The organism is Halomonas zincidurans B6, assembly GCF_000731955.1.
Classification (GTDB): Bacteria; Pseudomonadota; Gammaproteobacteria; order Pseudomonadales; family Halomonadaceae; genus Modicisalibacter; species Modicisalibacter zincidurans.
Genome location: NZ_JNCK01000001.1, coordinates 2860018 through 2878645, shown reverse-complemented (window position 1 = coordinate 2878645; position 18628 = coordinate 2860018). Strand labels below are relative to the sequence as shown.

The 18628-nt window shown below is 65.6% G+C and carries 15 protein-coding genes; 9 read left to right on the top strand and 6 right to left on the bottom strand.

Annotation, left to right across the window (positions count from 1 at the left end; translation table 11 throughout):
* Position 1: 1 nt before the first annotated feature.
* The 4 genes from HALZIN_RS16940 (at position 2) to HALZIN_RS0113410 (ending at position 5397) form a co-directional block, all read left to right on the top strand.
* Entirely contained in the window at positions 2–616 is a 615-nt protein-coding gene (locus tag HALZIN_RS16940; protein WP_084173595.1) for a DsbC family protein, read from the top strand.
* Positions 617–691: 75 nt separating this feature from the next.
* Entirely contained in the window at positions 692–2008 is a 1317-nt protein-coding gene (locus HALZIN_RS0113420) for a homoserine dehydrogenase (protein ID WP_031384716.1), read from the top strand.
* Positions 2009–2094: 86 nt separating this feature from the next.
* On the top strand, positions 2095–3495 hold the full coding sequence (gene thrC, locus HALZIN_RS0113415; protein WP_031384715.1) for a threonine synthase: 1401 nt from the start codon (positions 2095–2097) through the stop codon (positions 3493–3495).
* 108 nt (positions 3496–3603) lie between these two features.
* Complete coding sequence (locus HALZIN_RS0113410) at positions 3604–5397, top strand: single-stranded-DNA-specific exonuclease RecJ (protein WP_031384714.1); 1794 nt, start codon at positions 3604–3606, stop codon at positions 5395–5397.
* A gap of 167 nt (positions 5398–5564) precedes the next feature.
* Here the strand turns inward: HALZIN_RS0113410 and HALZIN_RS0113405 are convergent, their stop codons facing one another.
* Both HALZIN_RS0113405 and HALZIN_RS16935 read right to left on the bottom strand, forming a co-directional pair.
* Entirely contained in the window at positions 5565–5984 is a 420-nt protein-coding gene (locus HALZIN_RS0113405) for a VOC family protein (protein ID WP_031384713.1), read from the bottom strand.
* A 77-nt stretch (positions 5985–6061) separates the two neighbouring features.
* Positions 6062–6559: a MerR family transcriptional regulator gene (locus HALZIN_RS16935; RefSeq protein ID WP_035575371.1), complete on the bottom strand. Its 498-nt coding sequence runs from the start codon at positions 6557–6559 to the stop codon at positions 6062–6064.
* Positions 6560–6867: 308 nt separating this feature from the next.
* On the opposite strand from HALZIN_RS16935, the gene HALZIN_RS0113395 reads away from it, so the two are divergent.
* Complete coding sequence (locus HALZIN_RS0113395; protein WP_031384711.1) at positions 6868–8118, top strand: OmpP1/FadL family transporter; 1251 nt, start codon at positions 6868–6870, stop codon at positions 8116–8118.
* A 68-nt stretch (positions 8119–8186) separates the two neighbouring features.
* Here the strand turns inward: HALZIN_RS0113395 and HALZIN_RS0113390 are convergent, their stop codons facing one another.
* Genes HALZIN_RS0113390 through HALZIN_RS0113375 form a run of 4 tightly spaced genes read right to left on the bottom strand, consistent with a single transcriptional unit; the run spans position 8187 to position 13323 of the window.
* Positions 8187–9785 carry an ABC transporter ATP-binding protein gene (locus HALZIN_RS0113390; protein ID WP_236254992.1) on the bottom strand — a complete coding sequence of 533 codons (1599 nt, stop codon included), beginning with the start codon at positions 9783–9785 and terminating at the stop codon, positions 8187–8189.
* 7 nt (positions 9786–9792) lie between these two features.
* Positions 9793–10698 carry an ABC transporter permease gene (locus HALZIN_RS0113385; protein WP_035575673.1) on the bottom strand — a complete coding sequence of 302 codons (906 nt, stop codon included), beginning with the start codon at positions 10696–10698 and terminating at the stop codon, positions 9793–9795.
* Positions 10699–10754: 56 nt separating this feature from the next.
* Positions 10755–11681: an oligopeptide ABC transporter permease OppB gene (gene oppB / locus HALZIN_RS0113380; protein ID WP_031384708.1), complete on the bottom strand. Its 927-nt coding sequence runs from the start codon at positions 11679–11681 to the stop codon at positions 10755–10757.
* 55 nt (positions 11682–11736) lie between these two features.
* Entirely contained in the window at positions 11737–13323 is a 1587-nt protein-coding gene (locus HALZIN_RS0113375) for a peptide ABC transporter substrate-binding protein (protein ID WP_031384707.1), read from the bottom strand.
* A gap of 340 nt (positions 13324–13663) precedes the next feature.
* On the opposite strand from HALZIN_RS0113375, the gene prfB reads away from it, so the two are divergent.
* From prfB to HALZIN_RS0113350, 4 genes are all read left to right on the top strand, one after another.
* A protein-coding gene (gene prfB, locus HALZIN_RS0113365; RefSeq protein WP_150113120.1) for a peptide chain release factor 2 occupies positions 13664–14762 on the top strand; the annotation gives its coding sequence in 2 pieces (ribosomal slippage) (positions 13664–13738 and positions 13740–14762; 1098 coding nt in all).
* A 98-nt stretch (positions 14763–14860) separates the two neighbouring features.
* Complete coding sequence (gene lysS / locus HALZIN_RS0113360; protein WP_031384705.1) at positions 14861–16378, top strand: lysine--tRNA ligase; 1518 nt, start codon at positions 14861–14863, stop codon at positions 16376–16378.
* A gap of 363 nt (positions 16379–16741) precedes the next feature.
* Entirely contained in the window at positions 16742–17128 is a 387-nt protein-coding gene (locus HALZIN_RS0113355; RefSeq protein ID WP_031384704.1) for a hypothetical protein, read from the top strand.
* An 82-nt stretch (positions 17129–17210) separates the two neighbouring features.
* Complete coding sequence (locus tag HALZIN_RS0113350; RefSeq protein WP_031384703.1) at positions 17211–18602, top strand: MFS transporter; 1392 nt, start codon at positions 17211–17213, stop codon at positions 18600–18602.
* Positions 18603–18628 lie beyond the last annotated feature (26 nt).

Sequence of the window (18628 nt, the reverse complement as noted above, 5' to 3'; positions counted from 1 at the left end):
CATGCATCGAAGGTCACGCACTCTGTCCGCCGGCCTGCTGGCCATCGCCACCCTGTCGATCGCTGTGCTCTCCCAGGCGGCGACTCCGGAGGCCGGCGCGCTGAACGTCAACCGCCCCGAGGGGCAGGTCAACCAGACTCGGCAGGCCAATAACGCCGAGCGCGCCAAACGCCTGGCCGCCGTGCCCGAAGACCAGCGCATCGTCTTCCGCGGCAGCGAAAAGCCCCGGGCCGTCATCCAGGTCTTCACCGACGTCACCTGCCCGTATTCCCGCAAGTTCCACAAGGAAGTGCCGCGGCTCAACGAGATGGGCATCGAGGTCGAGTACCTGGCCTTTCCGCGCAGCGGCCTGCAATCCGGCGGTGCGCGGCAATTCGCCCAGGTGTGGTGTGCCGCCAATCCCGCCGAGGCGCTGAGCGCGGCCAAGCGGGGCGACACGCTGAGTAATGCCCCGGATTGCGACAATCCGGTCTCGGAGCAGTATTATCTGGGGCTCGAGCTGGGCGTGCAGGGCACACCCACCATCGTGCTGCCCGACGGGCGCATGGTGCCGGGTTACGTTTCCGCCGAGCGACTGGCCAACATGCTTGGCCTCGATACACGCAAGTCCGGCTGAGAGCGGAGGCGTTGGAGACAAGCGTTCGGCCGCAGGCCGGGTCGAGACCATACAGACAAGATAGGGAGCATGACGTTGAAACCGGTGAGAGTGGGTATCTGTGGGCTGGGGACCGTCGGTAGCGGCACGTTCAATGTGCTGATGCGCAACGCCGACGAAATCGCGCGTCGCGCGGGGCGGCCGATCGTCATCGAGCAGGTCGCCGCGCGGCGCGACAACCCTGATTGCGATACCACCGGCGTCAAGGTCACCGCCGACATCTTCGAGGTGGCGCAGAATCCCGACGTCGACGTGCTGGTCGAACTGATCGGCGGCTACGATGTCGCCCGCGAACTGGTGCTGATGGCGATCGCCAACGGCAAGCACGTGGTCACCGCCAACAAGGCGCTGATCGCCGTGCACGGCAACGAGATATTCCGGGCCGCCCACGACAAGGGGGTGATCGTCGCCTTCGAGGCGGCGGTGGCCGGCGGCATTCCGGTGATCAAGTCGATCCGCGAAGGCCTCGGCGCCAACTGCATCGAGTGGCTGGCGGGGATCATCAACGGCACCGGCAACTACATCCTCACCCACATGCGCGACGAGGGCCGGGCCTTCGAGGACGTGCTCGCCGAAGCTCAGGCGCTGGGCTACGCCGAGTCCGACCCGACCTTCGATGTCGAGGGCATCGACGCTGCCCACAAGCTGACCATCCTCGCCTCGATCGCCTACGGCGTGCCGCTGCAGTTCGAGAAGGCCTACACCGAAGGCATCTCGCGGATCACCGCCGAGGACGTCGAGCAGGCCGATAATCTCGGCTACATCATCAAGCACCTGGGCATTTCCAAGCGCACCGAGGCCGGTCTCGAGTTGCGCGTGCATCCCACGCTGATCCCCAAGGAGCGCCTGCTGGCCAGTGTGCACGGCGTCAAGAACGCCATCGCGGTGATGGGCGATGCCGTCGGTCCGACGCTCTACTACGGCGCCGGCGCGGGCGCCGAGCCGACCGCCTCGGCGGTGGTCGCGGATCTGCTCGACGTGGCCCGCGACATCGCCACCGAACATCATTACCGGGTGCCCTACCTGGCCTTCAGCGGCATCACCGAAGGCGATGACAGCCTGCCGATCCTGCCCATGGAGGACATCGTCACCGCCTACTACCTGCGGCTGCTGGCGGTGGACCGCCCCGGCGTGCTGGCGCGGGTGGCAACGATCCTCTCCGAACAGGGCATCTCGATCGAGGCGATCATCCAGAAGGAAGCCACCGAGGGCGAGCTGGTGCCGATCATCCTGCTCACCCATCGCACCCGCGAGAAGCAGATGAACGAGGTGATCCGCCAGCTCGAGTCGCTGTCGGACATCGCCGGCCCGGTGACCCGGATCCGCGTTGAGTCGCTCGACGAACAGCAATGACATCAGCTTCGAGCCGCGAGCTCCGGGCATCGAGCGAGATGGCTCGCGGCTCGTAGGCTCGAAGCTCGTCACTCACGGAGTGAATCATGCGCTATATCAGCACGCGTGGGCAGGCGCCCGCGCTTAACTTCGAAGACGTGGTACTCACCGGCATGGCCAGCGACGGCGGGCTCTACGTGCCCGAGCGCGTGCCGCAACTTTCGCGCGACGAACTCGCGGCGATGGCCGGGCTGTCCTACGCCGAGATCGCTTTCCGAGTGATGAAACCGTTCGTCGGCGGCGAGATCGACGACGCGACCTTCCGCGACATCGTCCACGACGCCTACGCGACGTTCAGCCACGAGGCGGTGGTGCCGCTCAATCAGCTCGACAGCAACCACTTCCTGCTCGAGCTGTTCCACGGCCCGACCCTGGCCTTCAAGGATGTCGCCCTGCAACTGCTCGGCCGGATCCTCGATCACTTCCTCATCAAGCGTGGCGAGCGTGCGGTGATCATGGGCGCCACCTCCGGCGATACCGGTTCGGCGGCGATCGAGGGCTGCCGGCATTGCGACAATCTCGACATCTTCATCCTGCATCCGCACAACCGCGTCTCGGAAGTGCAGCGCCGGCAGATGACCTCGGTGCTCGCCGACAACGTCTTCAACATCGCCATCGAGGGCAACTTCGACGACGCCCAGGCGATGGTCAAGGCCAGCTTCGCCGACCAGGCGTTCCTCGACGGTACGCGGCTGGTGGCAGTGAATTCGATCAACTGGGCGCGGATCATGGCGCAGATCGTCTACTACGTCGCCGCCGGCGTGGCGCTCGGCGCGCCGCACCGCGAGGTCAGCTTCTGCGTGCCCTCGGCCAACTTCGGCAACGTCTTCGCCGGCTACATGGCCTACCAGATGGGCCTGCCGGTCAAGCAGTTCGTGATCGCCACCAACGCCAACGACATCCTGCACCGCACGCTGGCCGACAACGACTTCGCCAAGCGCGAACTCGAAGCGACGCTGGCGCCGTCGATGGACATCGTGGTGTCGTCGAACTTCGAGCGGTTGCTGTTCGACGCCTACCAGCGCGACGGCGAGGCGGTATGCGCGCTGCTCGAACGCTTCCAGCACGAGCCCGCCGCGCTGGCCGAGGCGCCGCTGGCCCGGCTGCGCGAGAAATTCGCCAGCCACAGCGTCGACGATGCGACGATCCTCGAGGCGATCCGCGAGGCGCATCATCGCACCAAGGAACTGCTCGACCCGCACACCGCTACCGGCTACCGCGCCGCCGAGGTCTGCCGGGCGGACGCCGCCACGCCGATGATCACCCTAGCCACCGCCCACCCGGCCAAGTTCGCCGATGCCGTGGTCAAGGCCGGCTTTCCCGGCGTGCCCTTGCCGTCGCATATGGACGACCTGCTCGAGCGCGAGGAGCGCTATACGGTGCTGCCGGCCGAGCTGGCCGTGGTCCAGGCGTTCGTCGCCGAGCATCGTCGCACGCCAGCCGCCTGATTCGCCGTCCGGTATTCAGGGGCCGACTCGCGCGGCCCCTCGTCCCTCGTATTCGTCGTCGTGACCGAGTCGCAAGGAGCCGCCGTGCCCGTCGTGATCACCGAACCTATGAGCAAATCCCCAAGCAGCGACCTGCTGACCCGGCGCATCCTGGCGCGCCCGCGCGACGCGGCGCTCTACCAGCGTGGGCTCGATGCGGGGCTTTCCGAGTTGCAGGCGCGTATCCTCGCCGGGCGGCTCGCCGGCTACCAGGGCGAGCTGGAACCGTTGGTGACACCCAGCCTGCGCCATCTCGAGCATCCCGAGCGGCTCACCGACGCCCGGCGCGGCGCCGAGCGCATCGCCCGGGCGGTCGTCGAGGGCGAGCACATCGGCATCCTCACTGACTATGATGTCGACGGCATCACCTCGCACGTGGTGATCCTGCGCACCCTGAACGAGCTGTTCGGGGTGCCGGCCTGCAAGCTGCACAGCCTGATCGGCCATCGCATCTTTGATGGCTACGGCATCAGCCTGCCGCTGGTCGAGCGGGCGCTGGCACTGTCGCCGCGGCCCAGCGTGATCATCACCGCCGACTGTGGCTCTTCCGACGAGCCGCGCATCGCCCGGCTGCGCGAGGCCGGCATCGACGTCATCGTCAGCGACCATCATGCCCTGCCGGTGGAGGGGCCGCCGGCCTCGGCCTACGCCACCATCAACCCGACCCGCGAGGACTGCGGCTTCCCCGATCCGACCATCGCCGGCTGCATGGTCGCTTGGCTATTGATGTCGCTGAGCCGCGCGGTGCTGATCGAGATCGGCCATGCCTCGCCGTCGACGCCCAAGCTGTCGCCGTGGCTGTCCTACGTGGCGCTGGGCACCGTCGCCGACTGCGTCTCGCTGGGCGGCAGCGCCATCAACCGCGCGGTGGTGACCCAGGGGCTGACGCTGATCAATCGCATGCAGTCGCCCTGCTGGCGGGTGATGGCCGAGCGCCTGGGCGCCGACAGCACGCCGTTCGACGCCGAGACGCTGGCCTTCCAGATGGGCCCGCGGATCAACGCCCGCTCGCGGCTCGACGACCCCTATGCAGCGTTGCACTTCATGTTGGCCGCCGACGACGCCAGCGCGCGCGAGCATCTCGAAGTGCTCGATGCCGACAACCAGTCGCGCAAGGCGATCGAGGCCGAAATGACCGAGCTGGCCCGCGAACGGGCGATGGCCCAGCTCGCCGAAGGCGCTCGGGTGGTGATCGTGCATCTCGATCAGGGCCATGCCGGGGTGCAGGGCATCGTCGCATCTAGGCTGGTCCAGGCCTTCGGGCGGCCGGCGCTGGTGCTGACTCCGGCGGTCACGCCGGGCATGCTCACCGGCTCGGGGCGCTCGATCGACGGCCTGCACCTGCGCGATGCGCTGCAGCGCGCCTACGAGCTGGCGCCGCAGGCGCTGCCGCGCTTCGGCGGCCATCGCGGCGCGGCGGGTGTCGGCGTGCCCCGCGAACGGCTCGAGGAGTTTGCCGCGGCGCTGCGTCAGGCAGCCGACGAACAGCTCGGCGAGTGCGAGCTGTACCCTTGCGTGTATACCGACGGCGAGCTGCTGGCGGCGCAGCTGTGCCTGACCACCCTCGACGAGCTCGAGCGGCTGGCGCCGTTCGGTCGCGAGTTCGACGCGCCGCTGTTCGATGGCGAGTTTCTGGTCGACGGCCTGCGGGTGGTCGGCGCCGATGGCAGCCACGTGATGCTGACCTTGAGCCAGGGCCAGGCCAGCGTGCGGGCGATCTGGTTTCGCGCCCTGACGCCGGGCGAATTGCCGGCCTTCGATCTCGGTGCACGGCTGCGCTGCGCCTACAAGCTCTCGCGCAATCGCTGGAAGGGGCGGGAGTCGCTTCAACTGATGATCGAGCATGCCGAGCCGGTACACTGAATTTACTATTGCGCTCGATAGGCTGGCCGCCGGAGGTACCGAAGCGTCGGACCGTCGCATCCTCATTGAGCAGCAAGTCAACTGCGGTAGCTGTGTTCCTGCGGCGACCAGCTTCTCTTCGCTCGTAACGTAAATACAGCGTCCCGCCGCCGCTTTAGTAATTGTCTTCAATAACTCGGCCACACGCCGGGCGTGGCCAATTCCAGCAGATGGCCGTCGGGGTCGCGAAAGTAGAGGCTCTCGCCGCCACGCGGCCAGTGGGTGCGCCCCTCGATTTCTACCGTGTGTTCGGCGAGCCGCGCTTGCCAGGCGCCGAGCTGGTCGGCGTCGATGGCCAGCGCCATATGGCTGCGCCCAGCGCCGTCGTGGGGCGGAATGGTACCCATCGCGTCCGGCAGGATGACGGTCTGCCCGGTCTCGCCGTGCAAGAACAGCAGCAGTACCGTCCGGTTGCCGACATCGTAGGCGGTGAAGCGATGATCGGCGGTGAACGGCGCGAGTCCCAGCACCGTTTCGAAAAAGTCGCGGGCACGCGGCATGTCGGCGACATACAGCGCCGTCTCGAGGACGCCGTTGAGGGTCGGCATGGGCTCTCCGGAAATGGCGGTATTCGACTCAGCATAGCAATGCCGAAGCCATGAGGCGCTAACGAACGATGGGCTGGTCAGCCGCCGTAGGTCAGGCCGCCGGGGTCAGCGGCCAGGTGGTGGCGCGGTGTTGAACGATCTCGCTCATGAACGCTGTTTGCGGATTGGCACGGTTGGTTCCAGTGCTCGATCAGCTGGCAGATGGTATTGCCGTCGGGCACGCCATCGGGCATTTCGGCCCAGCTGTTCAACGCGCTTCCCATGCGCGCGGCCAATTGCTCGAGTTCGCTGATGCGCTGCTGGATCTCGGGCAGACGCGCGGCGAGCAGGTCGCGCACCATGGGACACGGCGAATCGCCGTGGTCGGCGTGACCGAGGATCTCGCCGATCTCCCTGAGGCTGAAGCCCAGCGTGCGGGCACGCTGAATGAAGCGCAGCCGGGTCAGCGAGTCGTTGCCGTAACACTGGTAACCGTTGCGCGGATCACGTTCGGGATGAAGCAGGCCTTCGCGGGTGTAATGGCGCACCGTTTCGGCGGTGACGCCGGCGCTGCGGGCCAGTTCGATGACTTTCATGGCGCCTCCTGGGCAGGCTCTTGGCAAGGAATCTATAACCTGAGGATCATACATGGATAAAGGGTCGGGTCGAGGGATTGGTAAAACGGCCAAGCGCAACATAGCGATTCCGCGCTATCCAGCATGGCGCGGGGCCTGGCGAGAAGGGTACGCATCGTCTTCGACCAATGGATAGGTGTTGCAGGCAATTGAAACGGTCGTTTGTTCTTGACTTGGTTTCATCGATCAGCCAAAACGACTAGGACTGCCATTATCTGGTAGGGGCAAGCCCATCATCACGCCAGCTTAAGAATAGGGAACGGATCATCATGCACAACAAGATCAACAAGCTCACCATCGCGATTGCCGCTGCCTCGGCGGCGCTGGTTTCTAGCCAGGCCATGGCCGGTGGCTTTCAGTTGAACGAGCAGAGCGTCAGTTCGCAGGGCACGGCATTTGCCGGGCGCAGCTCGAACGTCACCGATGCCTCGATTGTTTTCGGCAATCCGGCGGGCATGTCGTTCCTGGATCGTGCCCAGGTCACCGCCGGGGCAACCTATCTTGACGTCGAGAGTGAGATCAACAACGCCAGCGGTACCTTCCCTGGAAGTAACGAGGGCGACATGGTACCTGGCAAAACCGTGCCCTTCGGCTACTTTGTACAGCCGATCAACGATAACCTTCACTTCGGTCTGGGCGTCTATGCGCCGTTTGGGGTGATCACCGACTACGAGGATGGTTTCGAGGGACGCTACTTCGGCAACTACAGCGATGTCTCGGTCATCACGGTTCAGCCGACGTTGTCGATCAAGTTCAATAGTCAGTTCTCGGCCGGTTTCGGGATCACCTACAACCGCATTAAAGGAGAGTTGGAAAAAGCTACCTTGGGAGCTTCGGGTGACGGTAGTGTCAACGTTCAGGGCGACGATGAAGCCTACGGTTTTACTTTTGGTTTAATGTACAAGCCGGTCGAGTCGACTACCTTCGGCATTACCTACCGCTCTGATGTGGATTACGAATTGGAGGGCGATTTTGACACTCGTAACGTCTATGTCGGTAATGGTATTACCTTGCCCAATGCCAGCTACGATGCATCGCTGGATATCACGCTGCCGGAAACCATCGACTTCTCGGTAACGCATGATGTCAACGACCGCTGGACGCTGATGGCCGGAGCGGCTCTGGTCAAGTGGAGCAGCTTCGACCAGCTGGTGATCGAGAATGATAGTCCGTTGGGAACGCGCACCGAAGTCCAGGATTACGACGACGCCTGGCAGTATGCAGTTGGCACGGCCTATCAGTTGTCGCCGTCCTGGGTTGTTCGCGCGGGGTTGGCCTATGACGAGTCGCCGATCAGCGATGAGGTACGTACCGTGCGCGTACCTACCGGCGATCGCATGATCTACTCGTTGGGTGCGGGCTGGACCCCAGTCCCGGATCTGACCATCGATGTAGCCTATACTTATATTGATGAGGATACCGCCCCGGTCGATGAATCCTCGGCTACGGCAGGCAGTTACCAGGCCGACTACGACAATTCGATCAATGGCTTCGGTGCTCAGTTGACCTATCGCTTCTGAGACTCTCGCTCCGTGCCTCACGAAGAACCCGGCCCTCCAGGCCGGGTTCTTCGTTACGACTCGTCGGCTCAGGCGGCGTCATCGACGAAGGCGGCCCTCATCAGTTCCTGGGTGTAGCGCTCGCGCGGGTTGGCGAAGATCGCTTCGGTCGTGCCCTGCTCGACCACCTGGCCCTCCTTCATTACCAGCACGCTGTCGGCCAGCGCGCGCACCACCGAAAGATCGTGGCTGATGAACAGATAGGTCAGCTCGTATTTTTGCTGCAGATCGCGCAGCAGGTCGATCACCGTGACCTGCACCGAGCGATCCAGCGCCGAGGTGGGCTCGTCGAGCAGCAGGAATTCCGGTTTGAGCACCAGTGCCCGGGCGATGGCGATGCGCTGACGCTGGCCGCCGGAGAACTCGTGGGGATAGCGATTGCGCATCGCCGGGTCGAGCGCGACTTCCTTGAGTGCGGCGATCACCTGCGCTTCGCGCTGGCGGCGGTTGAATTCCGGATGATGCACGCCCAGCCCCTCGCTGATCACCTCGCCGACGGTCATGCGCGGCGACAGCGAGCCGAAGGGGTCCTGGAAGACCACCTGCATGCGCGAGCGCAGCGGGCGCATGCCCGATGCGTCCAGTACACTGAGATCGTGATCGCCGAAGCGAATATCGCCCTGGCTCTTGAGCAGCCGCAACAGCGCCCGGCCGAGTGTCGACTTGCCCGAGCCGGACTCGCCGACGATGCCCACGGTCTGGCCGCGACGGATGCTCAGGTCGATACCGCGCACCGCCTCGAAGTATTCGCTGTCGCGGAACAGGCGTTTGTTGAGCGTGAAGCGCACGCGCAGGTCCCTGGCCTCGAGCAGCACCGGCAGGGTGTCGTCGACCGGCGCCTTGCGACCGTGGGGGTCGGCATCGATCAGCATGCGCGTGTAGTCGTGCTGCGGGTTGCCGAACACCTCGCCGGTGGTGCCGCTCTCGACCAGCTCGCCGCGACGCATCACGCACACCCGGTCGGCGAAGTGGCGGACGATGCCCAGATCATGGGTGATGAACAGGATCGCCATGCCATAGCGCGCCTGCAGGTCCTTGAGCAGCGCCAGGATCTGCGCCTGAACGGTAACGTCGAGCGCGGTGGTGGGTTCGTCGGCGATCAACAGTTCCGGCTCGCAGGCCAGCGCCATGGCGATCATCACTCGCTGGCGCTGGCCCCCGGAAAGCTCGTAGGGGTAGCTGTGTGAGCGTCGGGCGGGCTCGGGAATGCCGACCTGCTCGAGCAGGTCGACGACCTTGGCGCGAGCCTTGCGGCCCTTGAGCCCGCGGTGCTTTTCCAGCACCTCGGCGATCTGCGCCCCGATGCGGTGCAGCGGATTGAGCGAGGTCATCGGCTCCTGGAAGATCATCGAGATCGCATTGCCGCGGATGCGCCGCATGCGCTTGGGCGTGACCCTCAACAGATCCTCGCCCTTGAAGCGAATGGCGCCCGAGGTCTGGGCCAGTTCGGGCAGCAGGCGCATCGCGGCGGTCGATGACACCGACTTGCCCGAGCCCGATTCGCCGACCAGCGCCAGCGTCTCGCCGGGCTGGATCGAAAAGCTCACGCCCTTGACCGCGGAGACCGTGCCGGTGGGCAGTTGGAAGTCGACGCTCAGGTTGTCGATTTCAAGCAGATTGTCAGCCACGGTCACCTCAGCGTGTTTTCGGGTCGAGGGCATCGCGCAGCCCGTCGCCCAGGAAGTTGAGACAGAATAGCGTCGTGGCGAGGAACAGCGAGGGCACGATCAGCAGCCACGGCGCGCTTTGCATCATGTCGGTGCCTTCGGAGATCAGCACGCCCCAACTGGTCAACGGCTCCTGCACGCCGAGGCCGAGGAACGACAGGAAGCTCTCGAGCAGGATGACCTTGGGCACGGTGAGCGTGACATAGACGATCACCGGGCCGATGGCGTTGGGAATCAGGTGGCGGGTGACGATCTTGCGGTCGCGCACGCCCAGCGCGTGGGCGGCCTCGATGAATTCGCGCTGCTTGAGCGCCAGCGTCTGGCCACGCACGATGCGCGCCATGTCCAGCCACTCGACCGCGCCGATGGCGGCGTAGATCAGGAAGATGTTGCGCCCGAACACCACCATCAGCAGGATCACCAGGAACATGAACGGCAGCGAGTACATGATGTCGACGAAGCGCATCATGACGCTGTCCAGGCGTCCGCCGACGTAGCCGGAGATGGCGCCGTAGAGTACCCCGATCACCAGGCTGACGAAGCTCGCCACCAGCGCCACCGACAGCGACACGCGGCCGCCGTAGAGGGTGCGGGTGAGCAGGTCGCGACCGTTGGCGTCGGTGCCCAGGAAGTGGCCGTTCTCGAGGCTCGGCGCGGCGTTGAAGGCGCTCCAGTCGACTTCGGCGAGCCCCCAGGGCAGCAGGTAGGGGCCGATCAGGCAGGCCGCGGCGATCGCGATCAGCAGCACCAGGCTGACCATCGCCGCCTTGTTCTGCTTGAGCCGCCGCCAGGCGTCCCGGCCGAGGCTCTCGCCGGCGACCGGAGCGCCCGCCGGGTCGGGCTCGGCGGGTGGGTAGGGGCCGCCGGCCGGCATGTTGCGGCCGCTGTAGGGCGTGGTATCAGTGGTCATGGCAGTGCATCCCTGGCCGGTCAGTCGTCATAGCGGATTTGCGGGTCGAGCGCGGAATAGATCAGATCGACGAGCAGGTTCATCAGCACGATCAGCGCGCCGTAGAACACCACCGTGCCCATCACCAGGGTGTAGTCGCGGTTGAGCGCGCCCTGCACGAAGTAACGGCCGATGCCGGGAATGCCGAAGATTTGCTCGATCACCACCGAGCCGGTGATGATCCCGGCGACCGCCGGGCCCAGATAGGAGGTCACCGGCAGCAGCGCCGGGCGGATCGCGTGGCGCCAGATCACCTGGCGCTCGGAGAGTCCCTTGGCGCGCGCGGTGCGGATATAGTGGCTGCCGAGCACCTCGATCATGCTGGCGCGCATCATCCGCGCGATGTAGGCGATCTGCTGGATCGACAGGGCGATCACCGGCAGCACCAGGTTGGGCAGCGCGCCGCCATTCCAGCCGCCGGCCGGCAGCCAGGCGAGCAGCACGCCGAAGACCAGCGCCAGGATCGGCGCGATCACGAAGTTGGGCACCGCGATGCCGGCCAGCGCCACGCTCATCACCGCGTAATCGACCGCCGAATTGCGCCTGAGCGCGGCGATGATTCCCAGCGGAAGGCCGAGCAGCAGCGCGAGCAGAATCGCCAGCCCGCCGATCTCGAGACTCACCGGGAAGCCCTGAGCGATCAACTCGGTGACCGAAAAGTCCTTGTACTTGAACGACGGCCCGAAATCGCCCTGCAGCAGGTTGCCCATGTAGCGCAGGTACTGCATCGGCAAGGGGTCGTCAAGATGATAGGCCGCCTTGAGGTTGGCCTCGATCTCGGGCGGCAACTGGCGCTCGCCGTCGAACGGGCCGCCCGGGGCGACGCGCATCAGGAAAAACGAAAGGGTGATCACCACCAGCATCGTCGGGACGGCCTGCAGCAGCCGCTTCAGCGTATAGGTCAGCATGGAGTATTCCGCACGCCGCCCCGGCAGGGGCGGCGAATTCGTCATGGGAAGGGGCTTACTCGGTGAAGGTCACCCAGCGCGAGGGGTGGTCGTCCTCGGCGTTGTCCTGCCAGCCGGCGATCGACGGATTCACCAGATTGCGCGTCACGTAGTAGAGCAGCGGCGCCAGGGCGTAGTCGTCGAGGGCGACGTTCTCGGCCTGCTGCAGGAGCTGTTGGCGCTTGTCGAGATCCAGGGTATTGGCGGCCTGGTCGAGCAACTTGTCGTACTCGGGGTTGGAGTAGCCGCCGTAGTTGTTGCCGACACCGCTGCGCAGCAGGGTCAGGAAGTTCTCGGCATCGTTGTAGTCGGCGATCCAGCCGGCCCGGGCGATGTCGAAGTCGCCCTGCTGGATGGTCTGATAGTGGACGGTGGCCTCGGCGTTGATCATCTGGATATTGACGCCGAGCGGCTTCCACATCGCCGCCAGGGCAATGGCGATCTTCTTGTGCTCGTCGGAGGTGTTGTAGCGAAGCTGCAGGTTCAGCGGGTTGTCGGGGCCGTAGCCGGCCTCCTTGATCAGCTGCTTGGCCTTGGCCAGGCGCGCTTGATAGTCGCCATCGACACCGTCCATGCGCTGAACCTCGTAACGGCTGGTGCCCGGCGGGACCAGCGAGTAGGCGTCCTTGAAGCTGCCGGCCATGATCTGCTCGGAAAGCACCTTGCGCCGCACCACCAGGTTGAGCGCTTCGCGGATCCGTGCGTCGGCAGTCGGCCGGCCTTCGCGGGCGTTGAGCACGTAGTAGTAGGAACCCAGCATCGGGCTCAGGTGGGTGGCGTCCGGCAGATTATCCTTCAGCCACTGATAGCGGCTCGACGGATAGTCGCGGATGATATCCAGCTCGCCGGCGCGAAAGCGCGAGATCGCGGCGTTGCGGTCCTCGGTGGTGAAGTAGTTGACGCCGTCCAGGGAAACGTCGGAGGCGTCATAGTATTCGGGGTTCTTTTCGACGCTGATGCGCGACTGCGAGATCCACTCGACGGGTTTGAAGGCACCATTGGTGACGATGTTGTCCATCTTGACCCAGTCATCGCCGTATTTCTCGACGGCATGCTTGGGTACCGGATACGCGGTGTAGTGGGTCAGCAGTTGAAGGAAGAACGGCGTCGGCGACTCGAGGGTGACCTTGAGGGTCTTGCCACCGTCCAGCGACTCGGCGCCGAGCGCGTCGAGCGGCTTGTCGCCGGCATTGACCGCTTCGGCATTCTTGATCGGGTAGAGCAGATAGGCGTACTTCGAGGCACTGGCCGGGTCGAGGAGGTGCTGCCAGCCGAACACGAAGTCCTCGGCGGTGACCGGCTCGCCGTCCGACCACTTGGCACCCTCGCGCAGACGGAACGTATAGGTCTCGCCGTCTTCGGAGACCTCCCACTTGGTGGCCATGCCGGGCATCAACTCGCCTTCGGGGTTCTGCTTGAGCAGACCCTCGTAGACGTCCATGAGGATCTGCGATTCCCATACCCCGCCGGAGACCTGCGAAGTGTCGAAGGAGGCCAGCTCACCCATGACCCCGATGTCCAGGGTCTCGGCGTACAGCGGGCCGGCCATCAGGCCGGAGGATAGAGTGATGGCGGCGATCAGCGAACGACGTTTGCAGTGCATAGCTTTTCCTGGGTGGTTGTTGTTGTCCCGATGACGGCTGAGCCATTAGCAGGCTCGCTAAAGTCACGAACTTGTCAGACCATCTCGCTACGCCGGGACGATGTCCATTGCGAATTTTGAATACGGGTTTTCGGAATATGCATAGCCGCTCCAGGCCGGGGCGCACGCGACGCTGGCCGCTTGCCGGCAATGGCGCCTGGCGCCCGGCATGGCGGATGACGGTGCTGTCCGGGTTGGCTACAATGGTCATCTTCTTTCGTGCGCCGGGTCCTTGCCCGGTGTTCTTGACTGCAGTTTTTTACTGAGTGTCTGCGCACGCCGATGCCGATACAGGATGACCATGCAAGAGATCAATCCGATCAACCAGCAGATCAAGGACCTGTCCGCGCGGACAGATGTCCTGAGGGGGTATCTTTGACTATGCCGAGAAGAAGGATCGGCTAGAGGAGGTCACCCGCGAGCTCGAGAATCCCGACGTCTGGAGCGATCCGGAGCATGCCCAGAAGCTGGGCAAGGAGCGTTCGACGCTCGAGCAGATCGTCGCCACCATCGACCAGCTGGACCAGGGCCTCGGCGACAACGCCGACCTGCTGGAGCTGGCGGTGATGGAAGAGGACGACGACACCGTCGATGAAGTCCGCAAGGAGCTCGAGCAGCTCGAGGCGGCGCTCGAGCAGCTCGAGTTCCGGCGGATGTTCTCCGGCGAGATGGACGCCAACAACGCCTATCTCGACATCCAGGCCGGTTCCGGCGGCACCGAAGCCCAGGACTGGGCCAACATGCTGTTGCGCATGTACCTGCGCTGGTGCGAGCACCATGGCTTCAAGACCGACATCGTCGAGCTTTCCGCCGGCGAGGTGGCCGGCATCAAGTCGGCGACGCTGCACGTGCAGGGCGAGTACGCCTTCGGCTGGCTGCGCACCGAAACCGGCGTGCATCGGCTGGTGCGCAAGAGCCCGTTCGATTCCGGCGGGCGCCGCCACACCTCGTTCGCCTCGGTGTTCCTGTCGCCGGAGATCGACGACAGCTTCGAGGTCGAGATCAACCCCGCCGACCTGCGCACCGACACCTACCGCTCCAGCGGCGCCGGCGGCCAGCACGTCAACACCACCGACTCGGCGGTGCGCATCACCCACGAGCCCAGCGGCATCGTCGTCTCGTGCCAGAGCCAGCGCAGCCAGCACGCCAACCGCGACTTCGCCATGAAGCAGTTGAAGGCCAAGCTGTGGGAGCTCGAGATGCAAAAGCGCAACGCCGCCAAGCAGGAAGCCGAGGACTCGAAGGCCGACATCGGCTGGGGCAGCCAGATCCGCTCCTACGTGCTCGACGACCAGCGCATCAAGGATCTGCGCACCGGCGTGCAGTCGAGCAACTGCGAGAAGGTGCTCGACGGGGATCTGGATCAGTACATCGTGGCCAGCTTGAAGCAGGGGTTGTAGCCTCGAGCTGCGAGCCACGGGCCCCGAGCGATAGCTCGTCGGTGTGCGCTCGTAGCTCGTGTCTCGCAGCCCGTAGCCAACTCTTTACAGGTAACGACATGGCGAATCAGGACAACCCGCAATCTTCCCCCGAGGCCCAGGACGAGAACCGCCTGATCGCCGAGCGCCGCGCCAAGCTGGCCGCGCGTCGCGAGCAGGCGGCCGCCCAGGGCGGCAGCGCCTTTCCCAACGACTTTCGCCGCGACAGTCTGGCCGCCGAGCTGCAGGCCGAGCTGGGCGACAGGGACAAGGCCGAGCTCGAGGCGCTGGGTCGTCAGGCGGCGGTCGCCGGGCGCATCCTGCGCAAGCGCGGGCCGTTTCTGGTGATCCAGGACGTCTCCGGGCAGATCCAGCTCTACGTCGACAAGCAGGGCCTGCCCGAGGACGTGCTCGAGGACGTCAAGGGTTGGGACATCGGCGACATCGTCGCCGCGCGCGGGCCGGTGCACAAGTCCGGCAAGGGCGATCTGTACGTCAAGATGGACGAGGCGCAGCTGCTGACCAAGAGCCTGCGCCCGCTGCCCGACAAGTTCCACGGCCTGACCGACATGGAAGCGCGCTATCGCCAGCGCTACGTCGATCTGATCATGAACCCCGAGTCGCGCCGCGCGTTCGAAGTGCGCGCCGGCGTGATCGCCTCGATCCGTCGCTTCTTCGAGGCGCGCGGCTTCATGGAGGTCGAGACGCCGATGCTGCAGCCGATCCCCGGCGGGGCGACGGCGCGGCCGTTCACCACCCACCACAACGCGCTGGACATCGACATGTACCTGCGCATCGCCCCGGAGCTGTATCTCAAGCGGCTGGTGGTGGGCGGCTTCGAGCGGGTGTTCGAGATCAACCGCAACTTCCGCAACGAGGGGCTGTCGACGCGCCACAACCCCGAGTTCACCATGCTCGAATTCTACTGGGCGTATGCGGACTACAAGGACCTGCTCGATCTCACCGAGGCGATGATCCGCAATGCCGCCGAGGAAGTGCTGGGCACCAGCGTGCTGAACTACCAGGGCGCCGAGTACGACCTGGGCCGGCCGTTTCGCCGCCTGACGCTGCGCCAGGCGATCCTCGAGCACGGCGACAGCCTGACCGAGGATGATATCGCGACCCTCGAGACGGCCCGCGCCACCGCCGAGCGCCTGGGCATCCAGGCCAAGCCCGGCTGGGGGCTGGGCAAGCTGCAGACCGAGATCTTCGAGGAGGTCGCCGAGCATCGCCTCGACCAGCCGACCTTCATCGTCGAATACCCGGCCGAGGTCAGCCCGCTGGCGCGACGCAACGATGCCGATCCGTTCGTCACCGACCGCTTCGAGTTCTTCGTCGGCGGGCGCGAGATCGCCAACGGCTTCTCGGAGCTCAACGACGCCGAGGACCAGGCCGAGCGCTTCGCCGCCCAGGTCGCCGAGAAGAACGCCGGCGATCTCGAGGCGATGTATTTTGATGCCGACTACGTGCGCGCGCTGGAGTACGGTCTGCCGCCGACCGCCGGCGAGGGCATCGGCATCGACCGGCTGGTGATGCTGTTCACCGACAGCGCCTCGATCCGCGACGTGCTGCTGTTTCCCGCCATGCGCCCGGAGTGAGGCTGGGCTACGGGCTACGGGCTACGGGCTACGGGCTACGGGCTACGGGCTACGGGCTACGGGCTACGAGCCACGGGCTACGGGCTACGGGCTAGCCTGATGCTCGCGGCTCGCGGCTCGCGGCTCGCGGCTCGCGGCTCGCGGCTCGCGGGAAGTATTGGTAAGCGGCGCCGCGAGCGCCCATAATGAGCGGCGTTTCGACGCCGCGTCGCGCCATCGAAACCTTGCTGCTGCTTCGGCACGCGTTCCCGGACAGGTCTGCCGAGACCCGTCCACCGGGAGTTCGTCTGTCGAAGACGCCATCTGTCGAGGAGCCGTTTGTCGAGGCCCATCTGTCCAGGCCATTTCTCCAGGAGAGTGACGATGAAACTGCTCAACCGTTCCGCGCTGAGCGTCAAGCCTACCCAGGCGTTCGTCGACTGGGTCAACTCGCTGGAACCAACCGTCGGCGAGGACGACCTGACCCTCGCCGACGTCGATAGCGAGAGCACCGTCTACCTGATTCCCGAGATGGACACCCCGGAAGCGCTGGCCGCCTATGTGCGCGAGCGCCACCTCGACATCCTCGAGAACGAGCTGCGGGCCTGGGAGGAAGACACCCGGCAATGGCCCGACCGCCTCGACTGGGCGCTGTTCGAGCGCTTCGTGGTGGTCGAGCACAGCTACCTGGCGCTCGATCTCGAGGACGACGAGCCCATCGAGATCTCCGATATCGACGATGAGTTGCTGCTCGAAACCGACGAGGACTGAGACCGTCGGTGAGCCGCTCGAGCCATTCCCGCCACGCCCCTGAGCCCGTTTCGCTTGCGCCTGTCGGCCGGAGCCGCCCGACATGCTGATCAAGCGACTGTTCGAAACCCGCCCCGGTGACACCGGATTGCCCGGCCCGCAGCGCCGTCTGGCGATGCTGGTGCTGATACTCGGTACCCTGATGGCGGTGCTCGACGGCGGCATCGTCAACATCGCGCTGCCGACCCTGGCCCGCGAGCTCGACGTCAGCGAGTCCCGCGCGGTATGGATCACCAATATCTACCAACTGGTCAGCGCCTCGACGCTGCTGGCGTTCGCCGCGCTGAGCCGGTTGGTCGGCCGTCACCGGCTGTATATCGGCGGGTTGGGCGTGTTCACGTTGGCTTCGCTGGCCTGTGCGCTTTCGCGCAGTTTCGAATGGCTGGTGGTGTCGCGGATGGTGCAAGGGATCGGCGCGGCGGCCATGCTGAGCATCGGCCCGTCGATGTATCGGGTGATCTTCCCGCCGCGCCTGCTGGGCTCGGCGATCGGCCTGGGCGCGCTGGTGGTGGCTTTCGGCATCGCCTTCGGGCCGTCGCTGGGCGGCGCTATCCTGTATCTGGCGAGCTGGCCCTGGCTGTTCGCCATCAACGTGCCGATCGGCATCGCCGCGCTGGCTCTGGCGCTTCGCGCGCTGCCCCGCGAGACGCCCGAGGCGGGGCGCTTCGACTGGCCCGGGGCGCTGCTGTCGATGGTCATGGTCAGTGGCTTCGTGTTCGCCCTCGACCGCCTCGGCCGCGACCACGCCAGTTCGGCGGCGCTGTTGCCGCTCGCGGCGAGCCTGGGTTGTCTGGTGCTGTTCGTGTGGCGTCAGCGCCGTGCAATGAGCCCGCTGGTACCGCTGGTGATCTTTCGCGAGCCGCGCTTCAGCGTGGCGGCGGTGATCTCGATGCTGGCGTTCATCGCCCAGGGCGCGGCGTTCGTCGGTCTGCCGATTCTGTTCCAGAGCGTGATGGGCCTGAGCCCGATCGCCGCGGCGGTGCTGTTCACGCCCTGGCCGCTGGCACTGATGCTGACCGGTCCGTTCGCCGGCCGCCTGGCGGATCGCTTCAACCCGACGCTGATCTCGTCGCTGGGGCTGGCGATCTTCCTGCTCGGCATGCTGACGTTGGCCATGCTCGGCGAGGCGGCATTGCCCGGCGACATCGCCTGGCGGGTGGCGCTGTGCGGGGTCGGCTACGGGATCTTCCAGGCGCCCAACAATCGCGAAATGATCGGCAGCGTGGCGCTCGAGTACAGCGCCAACGCCTCCGGCGTACTGGCCTCGGTGCGCACCTTCGGCCAGGCGCTGGGCACCGCGATGGTCGGCATGATGCTGGCGCTGCCGTTCGGCTCGCTGTCCCTGGCGCTATGGCTAGGTTGTGGCTTCGTCGTGGTGGCCCTGGTGCTGAGCCTGTGGCGCGTGCCGCTGGCGAGGCGTTCCCGCGCGGCGTGAGCGAGCCTTATCCAGCGCGTGGCTTA

What these genes read in the sequence shown, in the direction of transcription:
- HALZIN_RS16940 (WP_084173595.1), top strand. Translation starts at nt 2, where the DNA reads ATGCATCGAAGGTCACGCACTCTGTCCGCCGGCCTGCTGGCCATCGCC.
- thrC (WP_031384715.1), top strand. Translation starts at nt 2,095, where the DNA reads ATGCGCTATATCAGCACGCGTGGGCAGGCGCCCGCGCTTAACTTCGAA.
- HALZIN_RS0113410 (WP_031384714.1), top strand. Translation starts at nt 3,604, where the DNA reads ATGAGCAAATCCCCAAGCAGCGACCTGCTGACCCGGCGCATCCTGGCG.
- HALZIN_RS0113405 (WP_031384713.1), bottom strand. Translation starts at nt 5,984, where the DNA reads ATGCCGACCCTCAACGGCGTCCTCGAGACGGCGCTGTATGTCGCCGAC.
- HALZIN_RS16935 (WP_035575371.1), bottom strand. Translation starts at nt 6,559, where the DNA reads ATGAAAGTCATCGAACTGGCCCGCAGCGCCGGCGTCACCGCCGAAACG.
- HALZIN_RS0113395 (WP_031384711.1), top strand. Translation starts at nt 6,868, where the DNA reads ATGCACAACAAGATCAACAAGCTCACCATCGCGATTGCCGCTGCCTCG.
- HALZIN_RS0113385 (WP_035575673.1), bottom strand. Translation starts at nt 10,698, where the DNA reads ATGCCGGCCGGCGGCCCCTACCCACCCGCCGAGCCCGACCCGGCGGGC.
- oppB (WP_031384708.1), bottom strand. Translation starts at nt 11,681, where the DNA reads ATGCTGACCTATACGCTGAAGCGGCTGCTGCAGGCCGTCCCGACGATG.
- HALZIN_RS0113375 (WP_031384707.1), bottom strand. Translation starts at nt 13,323, where the DNA reads ATGCACTGCAAACGTCGTTCGCTGATCGCCGCCATCACTCTATCCTCC.
- lysS (WP_031384705.1), top strand. Translation starts at nt 14,861, where the DNA reads ATGGCGAATCAGGACAACCCGCAATCTTCCCCCGAGGCCCAGGACGAG.
- HALZIN_RS0113355 (WP_031384704.1), top strand. Translation starts at nt 16,742, where the DNA reads ATGAAACTGCTCAACCGTTCCGCGCTGAGCGTCAAGCCTACCCAGGCG.
- HALZIN_RS0113350 (WP_031384703.1), top strand. Translation starts at nt 17,211, where the DNA reads ATGCTGATCAAGCGACTGTTCGAAACCCGCCCCGGTGACACCGGATTG.